The sequence below is a fragment of the Nostoc paludosum FACHB-159 genome (genome assembly GCF_014698835.1).
Classification (GTDB): domain Bacteria; phylum Cyanobacteriota; class Cyanobacteriia; order Cyanobacteriales; family Nostocaceae; genus Nostoc; species Nostoc paludosum.
The window spans coordinates 21,467-42,751 of record NZ_JACJTU010000002.1; the positions used below are offsets into that span (position 1 = coordinate 21,467).

The 21,285-nt window shown below is 42.5% G+C and carries 16 protein-coding genes; 10 read left to right on the top strand and 6 right to left on the bottom strand.

All coding sequences use genetic code 11. The features are described from left to right. Window positions 1-102: 102 nt before the first annotated feature. The gene (locus tag H6H03_RS02575; RefSeq protein WP_313931775.1) at window positions 103-336 is read right to left on the bottom strand and encodes a helix-turn-helix domain-containing protein; all 234 of its coding nucleotides are present in this window, start codon (window positions 334-336) and stop codon (window positions 103-105) included. A 703-nt stretch (window positions 337-1,039) separates the two neighbouring features. On the opposite strand from H6H03_RS02575, the gene H6H03_RS02580 reads away from it, so the two are divergent. Next, window positions 1,040-1,342 carry a hypothetical protein gene (locus tag H6H03_RS02580; protein ID WP_199338694.1) on the top strand — a complete coding sequence of 101 codons (303 nt, stop codon included), beginning with the start codon at window positions 1,040-1,042 and terminating at the stop codon, window positions 1,340-1,342. Window positions 1,343-1,593: 251 nt separating this feature from the next. Here the strand turns inward: H6H03_RS02580 and murD are convergent, their stop codons facing one another. Both murD and glyS read right to left on the bottom strand, forming a co-directional pair. Further along, a complete protein-coding gene (murD, locus tag H6H03_RS02585; protein ID WP_190953585.1) occupies window positions 1,594-3,177 on the bottom strand; it encodes a UDP-N-acetylmuramoyl-L-alanine--D-glutamate ligase in 1,584 nt (527 codons plus the stop codon). An 83-nt stretch (window positions 3,178-3,260) separates the two neighbouring features. Continuing rightward, the gene (gene glyS / locus H6H03_RS02590) at window positions 3,261-5,414 is read right to left on the bottom strand and encodes a glycine--tRNA ligase subunit beta (protein ID WP_190953586.1); all 2,154 of its coding nucleotides are present in this window, start codon (window positions 5,412-5,414) and stop codon (window positions 3,261-3,263) included. A 767-nt stretch (window positions 5,415-6,181) separates the two neighbouring features. On the opposite strand from glyS, the gene H6H03_RS02595 reads away from it, so the two are divergent. Together H6H03_RS02595 and H6H03_RS02600 are read left to right on the top strand one after the other, a co-directional pair. Further along, window positions 6,182-7,471: a glycosyltransferase family 4 protein gene (locus H6H03_RS02595; protein ID WP_190953587.1), complete on the top strand. Its 1,290-nt coding sequence runs from the start codon at window positions 6,182-6,184 to the stop codon at window positions 7,469-7,471. 693 nt (window positions 7,472-8,164) lie between these two features. Next, window positions 8,165-9,790, top strand: a complete 1,626-nt coding sequence (locus H6H03_RS02600; RefSeq protein WP_190953588.1) for an efflux RND transporter periplasmic adaptor subunit — start codon at window positions 8,165-8,167, stop codon at window positions 9,788-9,790. On the opposite strand, the gene H6H03_RS02605 is transcribed toward H6H03_RS02600, so the two are convergent. Continuing rightward, entirely contained in the window at window positions 9,787-9,975 is a 189-nt protein-coding gene (locus H6H03_RS02605) for a hypothetical protein (protein WP_190953589.1), read from the bottom strand. The genes H6H03_RS02600 and H6H03_RS02605 overlap by 4 nt on opposite strands. Before the next feature lie 45 nt (window positions 9,976-10,020). Between H6H03_RS02605 and H6H03_RS02610 the strand changes: the two genes are divergently transcribed. Both H6H03_RS02610 and H6H03_RS02615 read left to right on the top strand, forming a co-directional pair. Further along, on the top strand, window positions 10,021-13,176 hold the full coding sequence (locus H6H03_RS02610) for an efflux RND transporter permease subunit (RefSeq protein ID WP_190953590.1): 3,156 nt from the start codon (window positions 10,021-10,023) through the stop codon (window positions 13,174-13,176). Between the two features lie 202 nt (window positions 13,177-13,378). Next, window positions 13,379-13,822, top strand: coding sequence for an RpiB/LacA/LacB family sugar-phosphate isomerase (locus H6H03_RS02615; protein WP_190953591.1), 444 nt, complete (start codon window positions 13,379-13,381; stop codon window positions 13,820-13,822). 53 nt (window positions 13,823-13,875) lie between these two features. Here H6H03_RS02615 and H6H03_RS02620 read toward each other — a convergent pair whose 3' ends face one another. Continuing rightward, complete coding sequence (locus tag H6H03_RS02620) at window positions 13,876-14,610, bottom strand: gamma-glutamyl-gamma-aminobutyrate hydrolase family protein (RefSeq protein WP_190953592.1); 735 nt, start codon at window positions 14,608-14,610, stop codon at window positions 13,876-13,878. 382 nt (window positions 14,611-14,992) lie between these two features. On the opposite strand from H6H03_RS02620, the gene H6H03_RS02625 reads away from it, so the two are divergent. After that, window positions 14,993-15,943 (top strand): RpoD/SigA family RNA polymerase sigma factor, encoded by a 951-nt coding sequence (locus tag H6H03_RS02625; protein WP_190953593.1) that lies wholly within the window; start codon window positions 14,993-14,995, stop codon window positions 15,941-15,943. 351 nt (window positions 15,944-16,294) lie between these two features. Here the strand turns inward: H6H03_RS02625 and H6H03_RS02630 are convergent, their stop codons facing one another. Beyond that, on the bottom strand, window positions 16,295-17,038 hold the full coding sequence (locus tag H6H03_RS02630) for a Ycf66 family protein (RefSeq protein ID WP_190953594.1): 744 nt from the start codon (window positions 17,036-17,038) through the stop codon (window positions 16,295-16,297). A gap of 366 nt (window positions 17,039-17,404) precedes the next feature. Here H6H03_RS02630 and gndA point away from each other — a divergent pair, with 366 nt between their 5' ends. The 4 genes from gndA to H6H03_RS02650 all read left to right on the top strand — a co-directional run bounded on the left by gndA (window position 17,405) and on the right by H6H03_RS02650 (window position 21,088). Further along, window positions 17,405-18,838 (top strand): NADP-dependent phosphogluconate dehydrogenase, encoded by a 1,434-nt coding sequence (gene gndA / locus H6H03_RS02635; RefSeq protein WP_190953595.1) that lies wholly within the window; start codon window positions 17,405-17,407, stop codon window positions 18,836-18,838. A 547-nt stretch (window positions 18,839-19,385) separates the two neighbouring features. After that, window positions 19,386-19,790: a 50S ribosomal protein L21 gene (gene rplU / locus H6H03_RS02640; RefSeq protein ID WP_190953596.1), complete on the top strand. Its 405-nt coding sequence runs from the start codon at window positions 19,386-19,388 to the stop codon at window positions 19,788-19,790. A gap of 35 nt (window positions 19,791-19,825) precedes the next feature. Next, on the top strand, window positions 19,826-20,107 hold the full coding sequence (rpmA, locus tag H6H03_RS02645) for a 50S ribosomal protein L27 (RefSeq protein WP_190953597.1): 282 nt from the start codon (window positions 19,826-19,828) through the stop codon (window positions 20,105-20,107). 465 nt (window positions 20,108-20,572) lie between these two features. Beyond that, window positions 20,573-21,088 (top strand): hypothetical protein, encoded by a 516-nt coding sequence (locus H6H03_RS02650; protein WP_190953598.1) that lies wholly within the window; start codon window positions 20,573-20,575, stop codon window positions 21,086-21,088. The last annotated feature ends 197 nt before the right edge of the window (window positions 21,089-21,285 follow it).

A 21,285-nucleotide genomic window follows, 5' to 3' on the forward strand; every position in this document is an offset into this window, starting at 1 on the left:
AGCTACAGTTGTGGTCATGTACCGATTAAAATCCTTTTCTGGTATGGCCAAAATAGTGTTGAGTGGGTATTGTGACTCCAAACTCAGCACCATAAAACAAGCTTACTCTTCTTCTCCAAAGTATGTTGTTTCGAGAATTTTACCTCGATCGCCCAACTCATTAAGCAAAATACTAATACGCTCCATTGCCAAAGAAGAAGGTGCTGCGCGTCTATTTTGCCAACGCTTGATTGTTGTAAACGCGACATTCAACTCGGCGGCAAATCTTGATTGAGAAAGATTCAATTCTTGCCGCAGGTCACGAACTAGCTTACTAATTTTGGATTGTTTTGCCACAAGTAGGCTTTTACTGTGAAGCAGATAAATGAAAGTTATAATGCTCTATATATCTAATGTTTACGTTAGAGCGCTATTTGGCGTCAATTATTCTTGAGACAGAGATTATAATTCCAGTAGCTTTTCCATTAGTTAGAATAGACGAACTGATGTAGTGCGATCGCTGCCCAAAAATTCGATGACAAAACTCATCAAAACCCATAAACGCCATATTTTGTCAATTCTCCGACCCCAAATTGCCAAGGTAAACAAGCTTGATTTTTGACTTTGAGATTTAGCTTGTGTACTTCACTATCCTTGAAATCTATTGTCAATCACTACGTGTATTGATAAATTTATTTAGATAATCTACGATTAGTTTATTTTATGGTTTTAACAATCAATAATATTTGATTATATTTGAAAGCTTGTTTATTCTATAAGTACTAAAGATTTCTAATTAAAATTACTCCAAAATCATTAATTCCCTTAATTTAACCTTAAAAATCATCAGTTTTTATAAAATAGCAAAAACTTTTACTAATCAAAATGAAACTAATGTATTAGTTAAAATCAAGAGAGCCAATTAATGCTAAATTACCGACATAAAATTTATGAAATAGGCGCAATTTCAAAAATTATTTTTGAGAAAGTCAATAAACAAACAATTTCAACCTTTATAGCAATTATTACTCCAGCTTTGTCTAGAAATTTACTAACTGTAATGAACATCAAATTTTTACAAATTACTGTAGTGTTATTAGTATTTTTGTTCAACTTAGCAGTTGCTTCTCCCACCTGGGCAAAAACAGCACCTTCTTTAACTAGCAATCCTGACTACTTTGAAGTAGGTCAAAAAGTTATTTGGCTTTACAAGGCTCGTGGTGATTCTGCTGATATTCAGAGAATTCCCGCAGAAGTGGTCAAATTAGGTTCCAAGGAAGTGCAAATTAAGGTACACAAAAATAAAAACGAATTTGTGAATCGTTGGGTAAATCCAAACAAGCTGGAAAATTTTCACGAATAGAGATACAGCATTTTTCAGGTAAATGAAGTGTACACCGTAGCCTCCCAGGAGAGGGAAACAGGGTGTGTGAGGTCTGTCGAATTCACGTTAAAGATGTATGGGTAGAGGCGTACACCTCTACACTTTTACAGCGGATTCATTTGTTGCAAAGATTTTTGCAAATGGTATTGTAACCAAGGCTATTACCCATGACCACAGGATAAGGCTCGGCGAATCGCTACTTATCGCCGCAGCCAGTTGAGAAACAACACCTAGCGACTTTGAACTATGGACTGTTGACTAGAATTTTCTAAGTCTGGAAGTTCTAGTTTGCTCGGTTTGGAGTTTTTCACCCAAGCAAGACACAGTTCGCGGAAATGGTCGCCCCGCACCTCAAAATTCGGGTACTGGTCGAAACTCGCGCAAGCAGGAGATAGCAACACTACAGGTGCTTGATATTGCTTGGCTAATTCCGCTGACCTGGGAATTGCCTTTTCCATAGTTTCCACAATTTCGTAAGTATAATATCCTACTTCTTGCAGCCGTTGGGCAAAGGCGGGTGCAGCAGAGCCAATCAATAACACAGCAGCAGCTTTGCTTTGGATTTGTGCTAGCCAAGCAGTATCATCGCCTGCTTTTGCTTCTCCACCGGCAATTAAAATCGCTGGGCTGTTTACCGATGCCAAGCCAACTTCCGCAGCATCGTAGTTTGTGGCCTTGCTATCGTTAATAAAATCAATACCTTCCCAAGTGCAGATATGCTCTAAACGATGAGCAACACCAGGAAATTCACTAATTGCACGAGCGATCGCATCTTTATTAATTCCCGCTAACCGCGCCGTCGCTACCGCCATCAAGAGATTTTGCTGGTTATGTTCTCCCACCATCCGCAAAGCAGATACTTTCACAATCCGTTCTGGTGCAGAGGTAGCAGTTAACTTTTCCACAACCCAGCCATCTTCAATATAAAAGCCTTTTTCGCTAATCAGGAAATCTTTTCCTTTGACACTCGTCCAATAAGCATTCGGCCAAGCACTCAAACCCAGCTTGCTCAAGTAAGCATCATCGCCATTGAACACTTGTAACTCAGACTGCTGTAATAACTTAGCTTTGATGTTGTAGTAATTTTCTAAAGTTTTATGCCGCGCCAAATGGTCTGGTGTAAAAGTCGTCCAAACACCGATGCGAGGTGCAAGGGACGTTGATGATTCTATTTGATAGCTGCTAATTTCGGCAATTATCCAATCGAGTGAGGAGTTAGGAGTTAGGAATGAGGAGTTATCAAATCTTTCCCCCGCTTCCCCTGCTTCCCCTGCTTCCCCTGCTCCCCCTGCTCCCCCTGCTCCCCCTGCTTCCCCTGCTCCCCCTCGCTTCCAAGACAGAGCGACTTCACAAGCAGCGTAGCCAATATTACCGCAGGCGGGTGCGTTTAAGCCTGCTGCTTGGAAAATGGCGGCAATTAAAGATGTAGTGGTGGTTTTGCCGTTAGTGCCAGTAATTCCTACCCAAGGTAAAGGTTGCAAATGCCGCCAAGCGAGTTCGATTTCGCCGATGGTTTCAATCCCTAGTTGCCGTGCCTTATTTAATACAGGAACATCCCAAGGCACGCCAGGACTAACGACTATTAATTCTGGTAAATTAGCACCATTCAAGTCTGGGGATTGACCTAGTTTAATGGTTATTTGTTCGGCAGCAAGTTCTTGTTGTTGTTGGAGAAGGGTCTCGGAGGTGTTGCGTTCAGCTAAGCTCTCGGCACTAGCGGAATCAATCAGTTCCACCTCCCAACCTTCCCGTTTCAACAATCTCGCCGCAGCAACACCGGACTTTCCAAATCCAATTACAGTAGCTCTGGACATAGATTGCAGCAGAGATCCCTGGTTAAGCACTCCTTATACTAACGTTTATTGGCAAAAATTACACAACTTTTTGTTGACCTACGCTACAGATTTTTGACAATTGCTCCGAAATCAGCTAAAACACGGGCATGATTGCGAACTAATCCCAATAGATGTAATCGATTACGCTTAATTTCTGGATCGGAGTCCATTACTAAAACGCTATCCGGCCCGTCAAAGAAGTTACTAACTGTGGGAGCAATTTTTGTTAGGGCTGCTACTAACAGTTGATAATTTCTAGTTTCTTGTGCTGCTTGAGTTTCTGGCACTAAATCAACTAAGGCATTATACAAAACCACTTCGGAAGGTTTTTGGAATAGTTCTTCACGGATTAAGCTTGTGGGTTCTAGCTGTTTTGTATCCAAATCGCCTTGGGCGGCTAGGCGTGTGGAACGGTTAACGGTTTCATAAATGGTATCTAAGATGCCGTCGTTACGAATTTGTTGCAGATATAAGGCGCGATCGCGTACATCTAACAAATCTTTTAATGCCCGCTCTGTATATTCTGGATCGTTTTCTCCCAAAACTGCATTCACTAAGTCGTAATCAATCTGTTTTTCTTCTTGCAATAAAGTGCGAATGCGCTGTAAGAAAAATTCTTGTAATGCTGCTGTTAATGATGCCAGATCTTTCTGATATTTTGCTGCAAAATCTGTGGAGATTTGCAACAGTAATTCATATAATCTTATTGGTAAATTAGCAAACCAAGCAATTTTTACTACTGCATTGGCAGCACGACGCAAAGCAAAAGGATCGGAAGAACCCGAAGGAATTAAACCTAAACCGAAGATACTCACCAAAGTATCTAATCTATCTGCTAAACCGACAATTTGACCTGTGAGTGTTTCGGGTAAATTGTCACCTGCTCCCGTTGGCAAGTAATGTTGAAAAATTGCCTTTGCTACTTCGCTATCTTCACCACTTGCTAGGGCATATTTTTCTCCCATAATGCCTTGCAATTCTGGAAACTCATAGACCATTTGAGTAACCAAATCTGCTTTACATAATAAAGCCGCACGGTGGATTTTTTGGCTTTGCTCTGCTGTTAAATCTAATTGCTTAGTTATTTGCTCGGCAATCTTAACTACTCTATCTACCTTGAGACGCAAAGACCCTAATTCTTCTTGAAAAGTGACTGTTTCTAACTTGGGTAAAAAGCTTTCTAAAGGTTTGGTTAAATCGGCTTCGTAGAAAAATCTACCATCAGCTAATCTGGCACGAATTACCCGTTCGTTCCCCACGGCAACAATATCTGATTTTTGAGGGTCGGCGTTAGAAATAGTAATAAAATTCGGCAATAATTCTTGCTGAAGACTACCTGATTTGAATACAGGAAAGTAACGCTGGTGAGTTACCATAACTTCAGTGATGACTTCAGTCGGCAATTCCAAAAATTCTGGTTCAAATTTACCAACAACAGCCGAAGGATATTCAACCAGGTTGATTACTTCTTCTAACAAATCGGGGTAAATTACTGTATCGCCACCTAAATTTTCTGCTACCTTATTTACTTGCTGTTTGATAACATTTGCTCGTTCTTCTGGGTCAACGGTAACGTAGGCTTCTTTGAGAGTGGTAACATAATCTGTAGCCTGGGTAATTGTCACAGGTTGAGGATGTAAGACGCGATGACCTTGGGTCAGGCGATCGCTCTGAATCGTTTTAGAACCATTCACTAACTCTAAAGGCAGCACCTTATCATCTAACAAAGCCACAAGCCAACGAATCGGTCGAGAAAATCTCGCATCTCCATCACCCCAACGCATCAACCGCTTACCTTCCAAGCCCCAAATCCATTGGGGAACAAGCTCTGTCAAAATTTCCGCCACAGGACGACCAGAAATTTTTCTTTGCACAAACACAAAATCCCCTTTATCAGTCGGGCGAACAGACAGCGCATCTACTTCCACGCCCTGTTTTTTAGCAAAGCCCACTGCTGCTGGTGTCGGTTGACCATCTTTAAAGGCGGCACCAGCAGGAGGCCCTTTAATTTCTTCTTCTCTGTCTGGTTGCTGGAACGGTAGACCTTTAATCAATACCGCCAAACGCCGGGGAGTCCCGTATACCTCAACGCTTTCATTCTTGAGGCTGTTTGCTTCCAAACTTCGAGGAATGCGCTCTTGCCATTGCAGCAGAGCACCACTGAGAAAGTTTGCAGGTAGTTCTTCTGTACCAATTTCTAATAAAAAAGCAGGCATAGGTCACTGTTTTAAACTTTGCGTAGCTCAACTTTATGAGTTGATTCCAACAGTTTACCTTGCCGCAATGCTGCCGTATGGGCTGTAAAACACTTTAAATGAAAAAGAGGGGGAAAGGGAAAAGGGGAAAGGGGAAAGGAACCAGCAATTTCAAAACAGGGGTTTCATAGGCATGGAGTCGGCAATTTTTATCGCACTATGTATCTCCTCAATCTTCTTTTTTGTTCTCCATATTTAAAAACAGGGGCTTTATACCTTGTGGGCAAAAGTGTTTTCTTCTTCCCTTACCCCTTACCCTTTCCCCTTCTTGGTAAAGTAATTCGGCAAAATTCCTCATCCATCTTACACGGTGGTGTAGTTCACAATACTTCATGTGCCACTTTACAAGCCGGAATGCGGGTTTCATGCACGAGATTAAATATAATGCTACAATCCCCTATGAGTAAATTTAACAATTAAATTCCCATTTTAATTAGTTAAAAGTAATCAGCCATATGGTGAAATTAAATTCAGCGAACAGTTAACACTAGTAGCTAATAACTGCACAGTAGAAAGGCTCAATCCAAGCAAAAAAACTGATAATTGATAACTAATAACTGTTAAAATCCACATAGAAAATTTACTAATACGATTGATTGCAGTTTTGATTTAAAAAATTCATAACCTGTTCACAACCTAAATTAAATAATACAAAGTAGCAGCCCCTACTGTAGTTATCAATCAATTCGCTCATCTGTGGCTGTTGTCACCAACTTTACAAATAGCTCATGCACATTCTGATCTATTCCTACAACTATCATCCAGAGCCGATTGGAATTGCTCCCTTAATGACTGAATTGGCAGAAGGATTAGTAAAGCGAGGTCACCAAGTGCGAGTAATCACTGCAATGCCCAACTATCCGGAGCGACGGATTTACGATGGGTATCGGGGTAAATGGTACGTTACTGAACAAAAAAATGGTGTTACAATCCAACGAAGTTACGTGCGAATTAAGTCTAAACCCAACGTTGTAGACCGATTGCTATTGGAGTTGAGCTTTGTTTTCACGAGTTTACCGCAAGTCTTTAAAGGCGATCGCCCAGATGCGATCGTCTTAACAGTTCCGCCTCTACTAGGTATCTTACCAGCAACAATATTTAGCTGCTTATACAACTGCCCGCTAATTCTGAATGTGCAAGATATATTACCAGAAGCTGCTGTGCGTGTTGGGCTACTGAAAAACAAGTGGATGATCCGAACTCTTGCAGCCTTAGAAAAATTTGCATATCGAACTGCACAAAAAATTAGCGTGATTGCTGATGGGTTTAGTGAGAATTTAGTGAATAAGGGAGTACCTGTTAATAAACTTGTTTGTATTCCCAATTGGGTGAATATAAATTTCATCCGCCCCTTACCAAAACACGATAACTCTTGGAGATCTACACATCAATTAGATGGGAAATTTGTAGTACTTTATTCCGGAAACATTGCCCTGACACAAGGTTTAGAAACAGTCATAGAAGCAGCAATTTGCTTGCGTCATATCAAGGATATTGTCTTTGTGATTGTTGGTGAATCAAGAGCATTGCAGAGGTTACAGGAATATTGTCTATTAAATGGAGCGGATAATGTTTTGCTGCTACCATTGCAGCCACGAGAGAAACTACCAGAAATGCTAGCAGCATCAGATGTGGGGCTGATTGTGCAAAAACACAATGTAATTTCATTCAATATGCCTTCAAAAATACCACTGCTTTTGGCAAGTGGTCGGCCGATTGTGGGTTCAGTTCCCGCCAGTGGTACTGCTGCCAGAGCGATCGCACTTAGTGGTGGTGGCATAATTGTGGAGCCAGAATCACCCCACGCTTTAGCAAATGCAGTACAAAATTTATATACCAACCCGACTTTAGCAGCCAAGCTAGGCCACGTAGGCAGACAGTTCGCCGAAGCAAACTATTCCTTAGAGCAAGCACTCGATCGCTATGAGTGGCTGTTTTCTCAGATTGTTGTTAATCAAAAATCAGTTGAGAGTATATTGCCAGAATTAGATTCCAAGAAATCTGTTGTAGATGGTTGAAACTTTTGCCCTCTGCCTCCCCTGCTCCATCGCCCAAATCTGGGAAAATTAAATCACCCGATCGGGTGACCTAAGTGTAGGAAGTTGAAATCGATTAAAAAGAGGATTCTGGATCAATAAATACTGATTGTGCCTTGTTTTTGGTGAGGATAAATCAATGAAACTCGCAATCTTGATGAGATAGATCTGAAATAATTAGTGATTGGCTACTCTTTATCTTCCTTCAGATCGATATTCACTACTACTTAAGAAGGGTAAACTCATTTTTAGCATTACCAATCTTCTTTACTATGTAGTTATAATGCAGCCTAATACTTACATAGAGATGCAAGCAAGTACTTGCAAACACTTATGAAAAACCCAACACCAGGTTGCACATTTGAGGTAATACAAGACTGACAAATTGCTGCCTAAACAGTTGGTTGTGTACTAAAAAAACGGCGAGGAGAAAGGTACAGTGCGCTCAGATATTGATTTGAAATCATCTTTGCATAGTTTTGTAGGTATGTTGCTTTGCCTCAAAGGCAGAGATATAGGGTAGCAAATATAACGGACATGGGGGAGTGTGGGAAGAATATAAAAAGCTTCCATACCTGTCAACACCCAATGCCCAATGCCCTGTTTGGCCAATGCCCTCCTCGTTGACCTAAGTAAGATTGCTCAAGTCTAGATTCACAAGACGAGAAAACGAAAATGTCCCATTCTGAGTTCCCTGAATCTTCCTTTCCTGTTGAAATAGAACAGCCTGCTGTTAATGATTCCAGTCAAGAGTCCGGCTCGTTGCCACGATCGCCCAAATCACCTAAAAAGCGACGTTGGCCTATGGTGTTGGGAATTATTCTGGTAATCGCAGGTGTTGGTTTTGGTTGGCGGTGGTGGCAAACTAGCAATGCCAGCAATGGAGCATCTGCTAATCAGGGCGCTCCTGGTCAACCTATGGCAGTTCCTGTGAAGCTAGCAACTATAGAGACAGAAACTACACAAGAAAGTTCCCAGTTTATTGGCTCCTTAGAAGCTCCTCGTTCGGTAACTATTAAGCCACAGATTGAAGGACGAATTACCCAGATTTTTGTCAACGAAGGCAATCGAGTACAACAAGGGCAAGTCATTTTTACCTTACAAAGTGATGATGCCCAAGCTCAGTTATTACAAGCTAGAGGCTCACTCCAACAAGCCCAGGCGCGTCTTGCTGAACTTGTAGCGGGTACCCGGCGAGAAGAAGTTGCCCAAGCCAGAGCGCAGTTAGCCCAAGCCCAAGCTCGCCTTAGGGATGCCCAAACGGGAGCGCAGCCAGAAGAAATTGCTCAGGCTGAGGCTCAAATCCAGTCAGCTAAATCTGATGTGGAGCTAGCACAGTCACGAGCCAAACGATACGAGCAATTGAGAAAAGAAGGTGCAGTTTCCCAAGATACCTTAGAAGGATATGTTAAGGAACAACGGAGCGCTGAAGCTGCCCTTGTGGTAGCCCAGAAACGTTTAGACCAACTACGGCAAAGTAGGAACTCTAGTATCAATGAGCTAGCTGCTGCTGTAGAACAACAACAGCAGAACCTCAGGCAACTGGAAAATGGTTCTCGTCCAGAAGAAATTGCCCAAGCGCGATCGCAAGTTACTCAAGCAGCAGGTCAAGTCCAAGCTGCCCAAGTGCAACTTCAATATACAAAAGTCCTAGCTCCTTTTACCGGCATTGTTGGTGATATTCCCACAAAAGTCGGAGATTACGTAGAAAGAGCAGATCAGCTCACCACATTAACTAGAAATGACTCATTAGAACTTAATATTTCTATTCCCTTAGAAGAAGCCAAAAAGTTGCGCTTGGGATTACCCGTACAAATGCTCGATGCCCAAGGCAAAGCCATAGCCACAGGTAAAATTAGTTTCATCTCCCCAAATACAAATTTAGATTCCCAAACAGTTTTAGCTAAAGCCAACTTTGGCAATTCTACAAGGCAACTGCTTAATGGCCAGTCAGTACAAACCAAAGTCATTTGGGATGAACGCCCAGGCATTTTAATTCCAGTGACAGCAGTATCTCGTCTCGGTGGTGAGACATTCGTTTTTGTGGCTGAAGCACCAGCGCAAAACTCTCAACCTGGAGCGCCAAAAGCTGAAGCACCAGCACAAAACTCTAAACCCGCAGCCCCAAAATTGGTAGCTCAGCAAAAGCCTGTAAAGTTGGGAGCTATTGAGGGCAATAGTTATCAAGTGCTCGAAGGACTAAAACCTGGTGACAAAATTGTTGTTTCTGGGATTCTCAACCTCACCAATGGCGTCCCCATCACTCCTGCACCGGAAACAGTTGGTAGTCGGAATTTTTAAGTGAAACGGGACTGGGGAGCAGAGGAGAGATGGGGAAGTGTGGGGAGTGTGGGGAGAAAGGGGAGTGTGGGGAGATGGGGAAAAAGAGAATTTATGCTTCCCTTTCCTCCCACACCTCCCACACCTCTCACCCCTCCCACACCTCCCACACCTCCCACCCCTCCCATACTTCCTGCTTGCCCCATGCCCAGTGCCCAATGCCAAATACCCAATGCCCAATTTTCTAAATTATGTTTGTTGACTTTTTTATTAAGCGGCCAATCTTTGCGTCGGTCTGCGCCATTCTTATCCTTTTAATAGGATTAATCAGTATTCCGACACTACCGATCGCCAGGTTCCCAGAAATTACTCCCACCCAAATTAGTGTCACTTCCAACTATAGCGGAGCCAGTGCCGAAATCGTAGAAAGCGGCGTTACCAATATCTTAGAAAGGCAAATCAACGGGGTTGAGGGACTTAGATATCTCACTTCCAGCAGCAGTAATGATGGCACGAGTACCATTACAGCCACCTTTGACTCATCACGGAATAAAGATATTGCGGCGGTGGATGTGCAAAATCGTGTTTCTATTGCCCAACCACAATTACCAGAGTCTGTGCAACGCACGGGAGTGCGAGTATCAAAAGAGTCTAGCAACATTCTCTTAGCAATTGGTTTATTCGCAGAAAATAATGAATACGACAATATATTCTTAAGTAACTATGCTGACCTTTACATTGCAGATGCCTTAAAAAGAGTCAAAGGTGTCAGTAATGCCCAAGTTTTTGGCGAACGTCGCTACGCCATGCGCCTGTGGTTAGATCCGAGTCGGCTTGCGAGTCGGGGATTAACAACTCAAGATGTGGCAAATGCCTTATCGGAACAAAACCTTCAGGTGGGTGCAGGAAGAATTGGACAAGAACCGGCTCCTGAAGGACAAAGATATCAACTTGATGTGCGCGCTTCCAGTCGATTAGCAGAACCAGCAGAATTTGGGGAAATTGTCCTGAAAACTGAAGATGACGGCACATTAGTTAAGCTCAAAGATATCGGTAGAGCAGAACTAGGTGCAGAAAATTACAATACATTTCTGCGATTTCGCGGTAAAGATGCTATTGGTTTAGGGATTTATCAGGTTCCTGGTAGTAATGCCTTGGATGTAGCCAAAGGAGTCAAAGACGAAATTGCGCGATTGGCTCCGAGCTTTCCCCCAGGTATGAAATATCAGGTAGCTTTTGACACAACTATGTTTGTCGAAGAATCGATGGCAGAAGTGGTCAAGACTCTGATTGAATCGGTGGTGCTGGTTGTACTTGTAATTTTTGTGTTTTTGCAAGACTGGCGAACTACCTTAATTCCAGCAGTAACGATTCCACTTTCCTTGATTGGGACATTTGTATTCGTCAAAGTTTTTAACTTTTCCATTAATAGTTTGACTTTGTTTGGCCTGACTTTAGGCTCTGGGATGGTGGTAGACGATGCGATCGTGATAGTGGAGCAAATTAGCCGCTTTATTCAGGATAAAGGTATAAGTCCTCGCCGAGCCGCTAGCGAATCAATGGCAGAATTGCTTGGGGCGGTGATTGCAACTTCACTGGTGTTGATGGCGGTGTTTATACCAGTGGCCTTCTTCCCAGGAACTACAGGCGCACTTTATCAGCAATTTGCTCTGACGATTGCCTTTTCCATTGCGATTTCGACTTTTTTGGCTTTGACTCTGACACCTTCTTTGTGTGGGGTGTTGCTGCGTCAAGGACAAAGAACTTCAGGCTGGCTGGGTTGGATTTTTGACCAGATTAATCGATTTCTTGACTGGGCACAGCATAACTATAAGCGATCGCTCAATTTCCTCACACGCTTCAAAAGTGTGATCATTGGGTTGTTTATCGTCTCCTTAGGGATGACTGCTTGGCTTTACACCACAGTACCGACGGCCTTTCTTCCAGATGAAGACGAAGGTTATTTCATCACAATTATTCAAGGGCCTCAAGGCGTTTCGCTGCAATATACCAGCGATGTAATTGCCCAAGTAGAAAAAGAAATCCTACCAATTCCCGAAGTACTAGGGACTTTTGCGATCGGCGGATTTGGTTTTAGTGGTAGCACCGCTAACAGCGGTATCATATTTACAACCTTAAAATCTTGGGACGAGCGCTCAAGACCCGATCAATCAGTACAGGCGATAATTGGCAAATTGCAGGGTAAATTGTCATCCATCCCAGAAGCCAGGATATTTGCAGTAAATCCGCCACCAATTCAAGGTTTAGGCAACTTTGGCGGCTTCGTCTTTCAGCTGCAAGACCGCAGAGGTAATACTGGCTTAGAAAATTTGGTGCAGTCGATGGGGCAATTACTCGGTCGCGCCAATCAAACACCAGGATTACAAGCTGTATTCAGTACCTTTGCCGCAGATACACCACAATTAGTTGTAGAAGTAGACCGCAATAAAGCCAAATCACTGCAAGTTTCCATAGATGATGTCTTTAGTACTTTACAAACTGCTTTGGGTTCACAATATGTGAATGATTTCAATCTCCAGCAGCGCAGTTATCGCGTATATATCCAAGCAGATGAACAGTTTCGTTCTAATCCAAAAGATATTGGAAAACTATACGTCCGTTCCCAAAAGGATCAAATGATTCCTTTAAGTAACTTAGTCAAAGTGACGCCAACTGTGGGAGCGCAAACGATAAATCATTACAATCTGTTCCGCTCAATTGAAATTAACGGTGCCGCTGCTCCTGGTTCTAGTTCTGGAGACGCTATTAAGGCAATGGAACAAGTTGCTAAAGAAGTTTTACCAGCAAGTTTTGGTTACGAATGGTCAGGAACTGCATTAGAAGAAATAGATTCTGCTGGCTTAGCACCTATAATTTTTGGGTTAGGATTGGTGTTTGTATTTTTAGTGCTAGCTGCTCAGTACGAAAACTACATTGACCCTTTTATCATTCTGTTGTCAGTTCCCTTAGCTATTTTTGGAGCGCTCATAGCTCAATCTTTGCGAGGTTTTTCTAATGATGTTTACTGTCAAATTGGTCTACTAATGTTAATTGGTTTGGCTAGTAAGAATGGGATCTTGATCGTGGAATTTGCTAACCAATTACGAGAGCAAGGACTTTCCATTACTAAAGCAGTAATTGAAGCTTCACAAGAGCGTTTACGCCCAATTTTGATGACTGGATTTTCTACTCTTTTAGGGATTTACCCGTTGGCTGTCGCCACAGGTGCAGGAGCAGGGAGCCGTCAATCTTTGGGAACAGCAGTGTTTGGTGGGATGTTAGTTGCGACTTTTTTAAGTTTGTTTATAGTGCCAATTTTGTACATCGTGATTAAGACGACGACGGAGCGTTTTATCAAACCAAAACGGCATCAAGAACTGCAATCATCTTTAGTTGAGGAAAAATAGGAATTAGTCTCACGCAAAGGCAAGGCAGGCGCAAAGAATAAAAGTTAAAGAGATGTCATTTTGGCATTTCATATTCAGATTCAGCAATACCCGATCTTGAATATCATTTAACTAAATTGTAGCGACAGTTAAAAAGGTAATTAACTGTCGCTATTTATCGTAAGATGAAACAATAGGGTAGGCTACTTTTAGAGGGGAAGGCATGAGAATCGCTATTGGCAGTGATGAACGCACTAACCTTACTGATACTGTATTGGAAGAACTTAAGCGGCGTGGGCATGAAGTTATACCTTTTGGTTCCCTAGCAGAGAATCAGCGAGAGGTTGATTGGCCTATCAGTAGTAGTAAGGTTGCTTTGGCAGTAGCAACTCAGAAAGTAGATGAAGGAATTGTTTTTTGTTGGACTGGTACTGGTGCATCTATAGCTGCGAACAAAGTCTGTGGAATACGTGCTGCTTTGTGCCATGATGCTGAGACGGCGCGGGGTGCCCGTATTTGGAATCATGCGAATGTCTTAGTTTTAAGTTTACGGGCAACTACAGAAGCGATCGCCAAAGAAATATTAGATGCTTGGTTCAGCACCCCCTATTCTGAAGATGATTGGAATCTGCTACAAATCAAGCGAATTGGACAGCTAGAGAAATGACGCGCAAAGAATAATTACTGCCCAAAGTATTTAATAATACTTTGATTTCTCAATTAGCTTTGTTTGGTATGTGCAGCCTGAACGAGAGCTTGAAAAAGTCTTTGATTACTAGGATCTACAACAGTTGAAAGTTCCGGATGCCATTGTACACCAATCGCCCAAGGATGATGTTCGTGCTCCACAGCTTCAATTACTCCATCATCTAGAGCATGGCCAACAACCCGCCAACCAGATGGTACCTTATCTACTGCTTGATGATGCCAAGAGACTACAGATACGTGAGAATTCTGTAAACAGTCAGCTAAACAGCTTTCTACATCTATCTTGACGAAATGTTCTGTAGGCAAACGTCGTCCAGGCTCAGGCTCTAGGCGATGCAATGCAGATGTACCGTAAACATCTGGAATGTGAGGAATTAGAGTACCCCCACAGGTGACCATGAGAATTTGTAAACCCCGGCAAATACCCAATATCGGCAGATGACGTTCAAGGGCAAACTTGGCAAGCTCCAATTCAAAAGCATCACGTTCGCTATCGACAGCATAAATAGTAGGGTGAGCAAAACCGTTATAGCAAACAGGGCTAATATCTCCCCCACCAGAAATGATTAAACCATCCAAAGAATCCACAAGTGTGGCAGGCTCCATTTCTCCTGGTGGTAATAATATGGGAATGCCACCTGCGGCCCGGACTGCATCTATATATTCACTGGGCAGAGAAAATGGTAATGGTGCTTGCCGTCCGTAAGTTGTAATGCCAATCAATGCTTTTCGAGATTTGCTACTCATCTTGATGCTATTTCAGTATTTCGTCTATGGGGCTACTATTTGATTTTGACGATCGCTCTGAGCACTAACTAGTAGGCTGCCAAAGTCTTTTTGACAGGCAAGGCAAAGGTTACAGGTTTTAAACCCTTCCCCTTTACCCTTTTCCCTTTCCCAATTTACACCTATCAATAATTTGCGTGGGGAACTACTACTACCATTAATATTTCCTCAAAGAATTTTTACCAGTCTATCGTTAAAGTTACGATGTAGTTAGTGGGCTACCTTGCCCAATCATTAGTGAGTAGTCCTTGCATAAGATTGCCTCTCGTGGTCGATATTTTTTATGAGGCTATTTGATTTATACTTTTAAATTCGTCTAATTGTAGAGAAATGTTAAAGTTGTATGTCCAGCCTGACTTCTGACATGGTACGCGTTTATTTGCAAGAAATTGGTCAGTTCCCTTTATTAACATCTGACCAAGAAATAACTTATGGCAGGCAAGTACAACAAATGATTGCCATTGAGCAGCACAAACAAGAGCTTAGTCAACAATTACATCGCCAACCAACACCATCAGAACTAGCAAATTTTGTCAATAAGACCGAAACCGAAATTAATCAAATACTTCAGCTTGGACAACGAGCCAAGCAAAAAATGATCGTAGCAAATCTTCGACTAGTGGTTTCCATAGCTAAAAAATACCAGCGTCGCAATCTAGAGTTTTTGGATTTGGTTCAAGAAGGTGCAATCGGTTTACAAAGGGGGGTAGAAAAGTTCGATCCTAACCGAGGCTATAAGTTATCAACTTACGCATATTGGTGGATTAGTCAAGCGATAACTAGAGCGATCGCCGAAAAATCCCGTACAGTGAGACTACCAATTCACGTTAATGAAAAGCTCAGTCAAATTAAGAAGACACAGCGAGAACTATTTCAAACACTTGGTCGTCGTGCTACTCTCACGGAAATTGCTCAGAAACTGGATATGGAACCAAGCCAGATTCGAGAATATCTCAGTGCTGCTAGTGGAACAATCTCTCTAGATTTAAGAGTGGGTGATAACCAAGATACAGAACTTAGTGAACTTCTAAGCGATGAAGGCATCTCGCCAAATGAGCAAATCACTCAGGAACTGCTGCGCCAGGACTTGAATGATTTGTTAGCATCACTCAAACCCGTGCAGCGCGAAGTATTAATCTTACGCTTTGGACTGTTGGATAATCAAGAACGAAGTTTGGCTCAGATTGGAGAAAAGCTCAATGTTAGTCGAGAACGAGTTCGCCAAATCCAGCAGCAAGCCATGACTGCTCTGCGTCGTCAAAAACCATCCATTGGTCAGTATTTATCTTCTTAATTGACACCAAAAGCTCACCCCTAAGGGGGTGATGACTTTAAGGAACTTTCAAAAAATAAATATCTCTAATTATTCCTACATTCGTAGGGGCGCACAACTATAGGTGTCAACTTACAGCTATAAATAGACCACGGAGTAGGGGCGCAAGACCTTGTGCCCCCAGGACAGACGTAGTTCAAATACATGAAAAAGGCTGTAACATAAAATTTATGTCCCGCATAGCAAAAGTCATCTCAAGATCGCTAAATATACTTAAAAATCTAAAATAGGCAAAATTCTGATCAAGGTGTTTGTTTAGGCTATAAGTGAAACCCAACATTAAATTAAACATAACGTTGGGTTTCACTAAATTTAACTAGCCTGATTATTTGGCGGTGTTGCATCCGGTGGTGTTTCGGCTGGGGGAGCCAGAGATGCATCTGGAGCAATTTCCTCTACGGGAATCTTTTCCTTATTCTCAGTTTCCGGATCTGGTTGGGCTGCTTCCACTAATTCCCAGGAAGGAGGATTTGGTGGAATTGCTTGTGGTACACTCTCGGTTTTTGCTTCGGTGTCGGTAGTACTAACCGTCTCCTCTACTGGTGGTTCTGGTGTGGCAGTGGTATTGTCGATAATCTCAACAGCAGGTTTCTCTGTTAATACAGAAGTAATGTCTTCAGGTTTAGTCGTTATGGGTGTCTTTTGACCCACAGTTTGTTGCACCTTGTCTTTCACGCCACTCAAGGTGCTACCAATATCCTGTTGCAACTGAGCTAGCCTTTCCTGAAGAGACAATTTATTCACCTTTTCCTGAATGCCAGTTTTCACCGTCTCAGCACTAGGTACTTGGGTTTGTTGTGCCTGTGGTGTTAGTTGGCGACGTAACGAAAAAGTTTGCCAGCCAAACCAGACCAAAAGAGCGACGCTAGCCACATGACCCAGCAACAACCCTCCAGAAATGCGCGGTGCAAACACCCATAAAACTAAGGCATAGAACAACCCGACACCGCTCCAAATAAAATCATTCTTGCGGTGGATTTCAGGAAAAAAGAAAGCTGCTATGTAAATGGCTAAACTACCAAGACCGACCACCAAAGCTAGGACATATGCCAGCATTATTTGGTTACTCCTTTGACTAGGGATTGGGCATGGGGCATGGGGCATTGGGCATGGGGCAAGCAGGAAGTGTGGGAGGAGTGGGAGGGGTGGGAGGGGTGAGAGGATAGGGAAAAAATCTTTCCCCCCTTTCTCCCCACACTCCCCACACTTCCCCATCTCTCCTCTGCTCCCCAATCCCTAGCCCCCAGTCCCCAGTTTCCCATCTCAATTGTTGATTTAGATACAACTTAAAATTAATTATCTGTGTTAGTTGTGGATTTTTGTCGTTGAGATCAACTCTTAAGGTCTTCTTTAGGAGATCGACGAAAATCTCGGACTACCCTAAAAGATGAAAGGATCTGCAAGAGTTAGCCAAACAAATTTATGACACTACAAAGCTTTGGTGTGATTGGACTAGCCGTTATGGGCGAGAATATTGCTCTAAACGTGGAACGTAATGGCTTCCCAATTGCAGTTTACAACCGCTCCCGAGAAAAAACGGATGCCTTTATGGCGCAGCGTGCGCCAGGACGGAACGTCAAAGCCGCTTTTACCCTAGAAGAATTTGTCGCCTCATTGGAACGTCCCCGCAAAATCCTTGTGATGGTGCAAGCTGGTAAGCCAGTAGATGCGGTGATTGCTCAACTCAGACCTTTGCTAGATGAAGGCGATATCATTATCGACGGTGGTAACTCTTGGTTTGAAGATACAGAAAGACGCACTCAAGAATTAGAACCTGCTGGACTGCGGTATCTTGGTATGGGCGTCAGTGGTGGTGAAGAAGGGGCGCTAAACGGCCCTTCACTAATGCCCGGTGGTACAACCAGTTCTTACGAGTATCTATCACCAATTTTCAACAAAATTGCTGCCCAAGTCGATGACGGCCCTTGTGTAACCTACATTGGCCCTGGTGGTTCTGGCCACTATGTAAAAATGGTACACAACGGCATTGAGTATGGCGATATGCAGCTAATTGCTGAAGCCTACGACTTGCTCAAAAATGCCGCTGGATTAGACCATAATCAGCTACATGAGGTGTTTGCTGAGTGGAACACCACCGACGAACTCGATTCATTTTTGATTGAGATTACGAAGAATATCTTCCCTTACATTGACCCAGAAACAAATCTACCCCTGGTGGACTTGATTGTTGACGCAGCAGGTCAAAAGGGAACTGGACGATGGACTGTGCAAACTGCATTGGAATTGGGAGTTTCGATTCCCACAATCACAGCAGCTGTGAATGCTCGGATTATATCTTCTATCAAAGAAGAACGGGTAGCAGCATCTAAAGTCCTCACAGGCCCCAGTGGCAAGTATAGCGGGCAAACCAAGGACTTTATCAACAAAGTACGCGATGCTCTCTATTGCTCAAAAATCTGTTCTTATGCTCAAGGGATGGCCTTGCTATCTACAGCTTCAAAAACATATAACTGGAATTTGAATCTGGGCGAAATGGCGCGGATTTGGAAAGGTGGTTGTATTATTCGCGCTCGCTTTTTGAATAAGATTAAGAAAGCTTTTAGCGAAAATCCAACTTTGCCTAACTTGCTGTTAGCTCCCGAATTTAAGCAGACAATTCTCGACAGACAGACAGCTTGGCGGGAAGTGATTGCGACAGCTGCAACACTGGGAATTCCAGTGCCCGCATTTAGCGCATCCTTGGATTATTTTGACAGCTATCGCCGCGATCGCCTACCCCAAAACCTGACTCAAGCACAACGCGACTACTTCGGCGCACACACTTACCTGCGTCTTGATAAGCCCGGAACCTTCCATACTGAATGGGTACCAATCGCTGAAGCTGATAAAAAATAAACTTTCACACTTACACCCCAGCAAATTGTGAAAGTTGAAAGAGTTTTCAACTGCAATTTTTATAGTGACTCTGAATTTCAGAGTCATTTTTTTACATAGCAGGGAACAAGCAATAGGCAATACTTGGACAAGCGGTAAGTAGAACAGCGTAAAAAAACCAAAATATGTAACAAAAAGTAAAGTTGTCCAAAAAGCTCTTCCCTTGTGTCTTCTGTCCGGTCGGTGAGCTTGTCGAATTGCTGCTTTCTGCCTTGTCATAACGACAATTTTCAACACCGACCTACTTAGTTGAGCGCAGTGGAAACTCAGTGCAGGCAATAAGCTTAAAAGTCTCTGATGCTGATGTTTAACAATCAGTTGATGTCCTAATCTCACTGACTACTGCTATAGCTTAAATTGCTTGACTCAAAACCTTTTAATAGAATATGATTATAGATTGTCTGTCTAATTCCGCTCGGAACAGGTAGACACATAACAAAAGCTGGCAAAAGCGTCTCGAAAGAAGATCGAAACCAGCTACCTGTACGGCAACTTCAAGGACAATTCTATGACCTACGCAATTATTGAAACTGGCGGCAAACAAATAAGAGTAGAGCCAGGGCGGTTTTACGACATTGAGCTGCTGACAGCCCAACCAGATGAAAAAGTTACAATAGATTCAGTATTATTGGTGCAGAATGATGGCGAAGTCACCATTGGACAGCCACGAGTGTCAGGTGCGACTGTAGAAGGGACTATACTGCGACATTTCAGAGGTCGTAAAGTCCTGGTATACAAAATGAAGCCGAAAAAGAAAACCCGCAAAAAGCGCGGACATCGACAAGAAATTACCAGGCTTTTCATTGACTCCATTACTCTTAACGGTACGGTGTTTAGCGCCCCAGCAGCAACGGATGAAAGCCCTGTTGTAGAAGACGCTCCTGCTCAAGAAGCTCAAACCGTTGCAGAATAATAAAGAAAACAGAAGTAGATACATAAAAGGAAATCATGGCTCATAAGAAAGGAACAGGTAGTACACGCAACGGTCGTGACTCTAACGCCCAACGTCTAGGTGTTAAGCGCTATGGTGGTCAAACTGTACGTGCAGGAAACATTCTCGTGCGTCAGCGCGGCACCAAATTTCACCCTGGCAACAACGTCGGTATTGGTAGCGATGACACTCTGTTTGCCTTAATCGACGGCGTAGTAACCTTTGAAAGAAAGGGTAAAACCCGTAAAAAAGTTAGTGTTTACTCAGCCGCAACTGCCACTGAAGAAGTAGCAAGTTAGAGTAATGAGGGTGGGTAACAGTGCCCGCCCTATCCGCTATTTAGTAACTAAAAACTAGTAATATCTCACTGGCTTTTAGCCATTTACCAAAAGTTAGATTTTTGGAAAACGATACAATAATTATCTTTTTCCGTACTCTTCATTAATCATCTGACTTTAGTTTTTTATATCTTGTAATTGCTAAAATATAGCTAAGCTAATCCAAGACACAAAGTTTAAGCTACTAGTAACTTGCGGAATATATTAGCTGGCATTGAGTAAAGTACAGCGAAAAAATAAAACTGGGGCGATGGTCAATTAAAATACTGTTCAGTTTTCCAGTGAATAATGATTTTTACTTAGTTTTTGAGTAAATTTTGGAATTAAGACAAAACAAAATTCAGATAAAATCTGTTTTTTAAAAGCAGCCATGCTACTTTTACAACCCTCAATAGATTTGAATTCGTAAATAAGTTGAGGTAGTTTATGAATTACGTTGTTGCAGTTTTACCAGACCGGATACAAGTTGAAGCAGCTTACTCTGCGTTGGTAGAAAAAGGCTTATTAGATAACCAAATTGACATTTTAGGTAGTGGCTATAAAAGTGCTGACGAATATAAATTAATTGATTTGAATCAACAAGCCAAAAAAGGAGTAAAAGGTTCATTTTATTGGCTGATAGTCTTTGGATTTGTTGCAGGTTATACTTTTAACTATTTAACTGACATTGAAATTTTGCCTACAGTCGGTACACTTGGGAATCATATTATTGGCGGGGTTTTAGGAGCCATTGCTGGTGCATTAGGCGCTTATTTTGTTGGTGGAGGTATAGGTTTAACTAAAGGTATTGGGGATGCTTTACCTTATCGTAATCGCTTGAATGAGGGGAAGTATTTGATTATAGTCAAGGGTACTGAAGAACTAATTCATCAGGCAACTCGTGTGCTGCGCCAGTTTGAGCCTGAAAATATTCAAGGTTATATAGAACCAATAAGTGCGTAAATAAAAGATTTTCATACGTAACCGTACAGTATAACCCGATTGTTGAGGTCGGTCACTGTACGTTATTACTCAACTTTTGAGGGGTAAGCGCAACCACTGTTATAGCAAAGTGCTTTTAGCGGAAGCGAGGCGTTGAGTCAGTGCTGAGTCGTGAGTAAAAATTATTTGCTTCAAAGCTTTGAGCAATCACACTGTTC

Excerpts from the sequence above, each read along its gene's own strand:
- glyS (WP_190953586.1), bottom strand. The coding sequence starts at position 5,414 with ATGCCTGCTTTTTTATTAGAAATTGGTACAGAAGAACTACCTGCAAAC.
- H6H03_RS02615 (WP_190953591.1), top strand. The coding sequence starts at position 13,379 with ATGAGAATCGCTATTGGCAGTGATGAACGCACTAACCTTACTGATACT.
- H6H03_RS02620 (WP_190953592.1), bottom strand. The coding sequence starts at position 14,610 with ATGAGTAGCAAATCTCGAAAAGCATTGATTGGCATTACAACTTACGGA.
- rpmA (WP_190953597.1), top strand. The coding sequence starts at position 19,826 with ATGGCTCATAAGAAAGGAACAGGTAGTACACGCAACGGTCGTGACTCT.
- H6H03_RS02610 (WP_190953590.1), top strand. The coding sequence starts at position 10,021 with ATGTTTGTTGACTTTTTTATTAAGCGGCCAATCTTTGCGTCGGTCTGC.
- murD (WP_190953585.1), bottom strand. The coding sequence starts at position 3,177 with ATGTCCAGAGCTACTGTAATTGGATTTGGAAAGTCCGGTGTTGCTGCG.
- H6H03_RS02625 (WP_190953593.1), top strand. The coding sequence starts at position 14,993 with ATGTCCAGCCTGACTTCTGACATGGTACGCGTTTATTTGCAAGAAATT.
- H6H03_RS02595 (WP_190953587.1), top strand. The coding sequence starts at position 6,182 with ATGCACATTCTGATCTATTCCTACAACTATCATCCAGAGCCGATTGGA.
- H6H03_RS02600 (WP_190953588.1), top strand. The coding sequence starts at position 8,165 with ATGTCCCATTCTGAGTTCCCTGAATCTTCCTTTCCTGTTGAAATAGAA.
- rplU (WP_190953596.1), top strand. The coding sequence starts at position 19,386 with ATGACCTACGCAATTATTGAAACTGGCGGCAAACAAATAAGAGTAGAG.
- gndA (WP_190953595.1), top strand. The coding sequence starts at position 17,405 with ATGACACTACAAAGCTTTGGTGTGATTGGACTAGCCGTTATGGGCGAG.
- H6H03_RS02605 (WP_190953589.1), bottom strand. The coding sequence starts at position 9,975 with ATGGGGCAAGCAGGAAGTATGGGAGGGGTGGGAGGTGTGGGAGGTGTG.
- H6H03_RS02650 (WP_190953598.1), top strand. The coding sequence starts at position 20,573 with ATGAATTACGTTGTTGCAGTTTTACCAGACCGGATACAAGTTGAAGCA.
- H6H03_RS02580 (WP_199338694.1), top strand. The coding sequence starts at position 1,040 with ATGAACATCAAATTTTTACAAATTACTGTAGTGTTATTAGTATTTTTG.
- H6H03_RS02630 (WP_190953594.1), bottom strand. The coding sequence starts at position 17,038 with ATGCTGGCATATGTCCTAGCTTTGGTGGTCGGTCTTGGTAGTTTAGCC.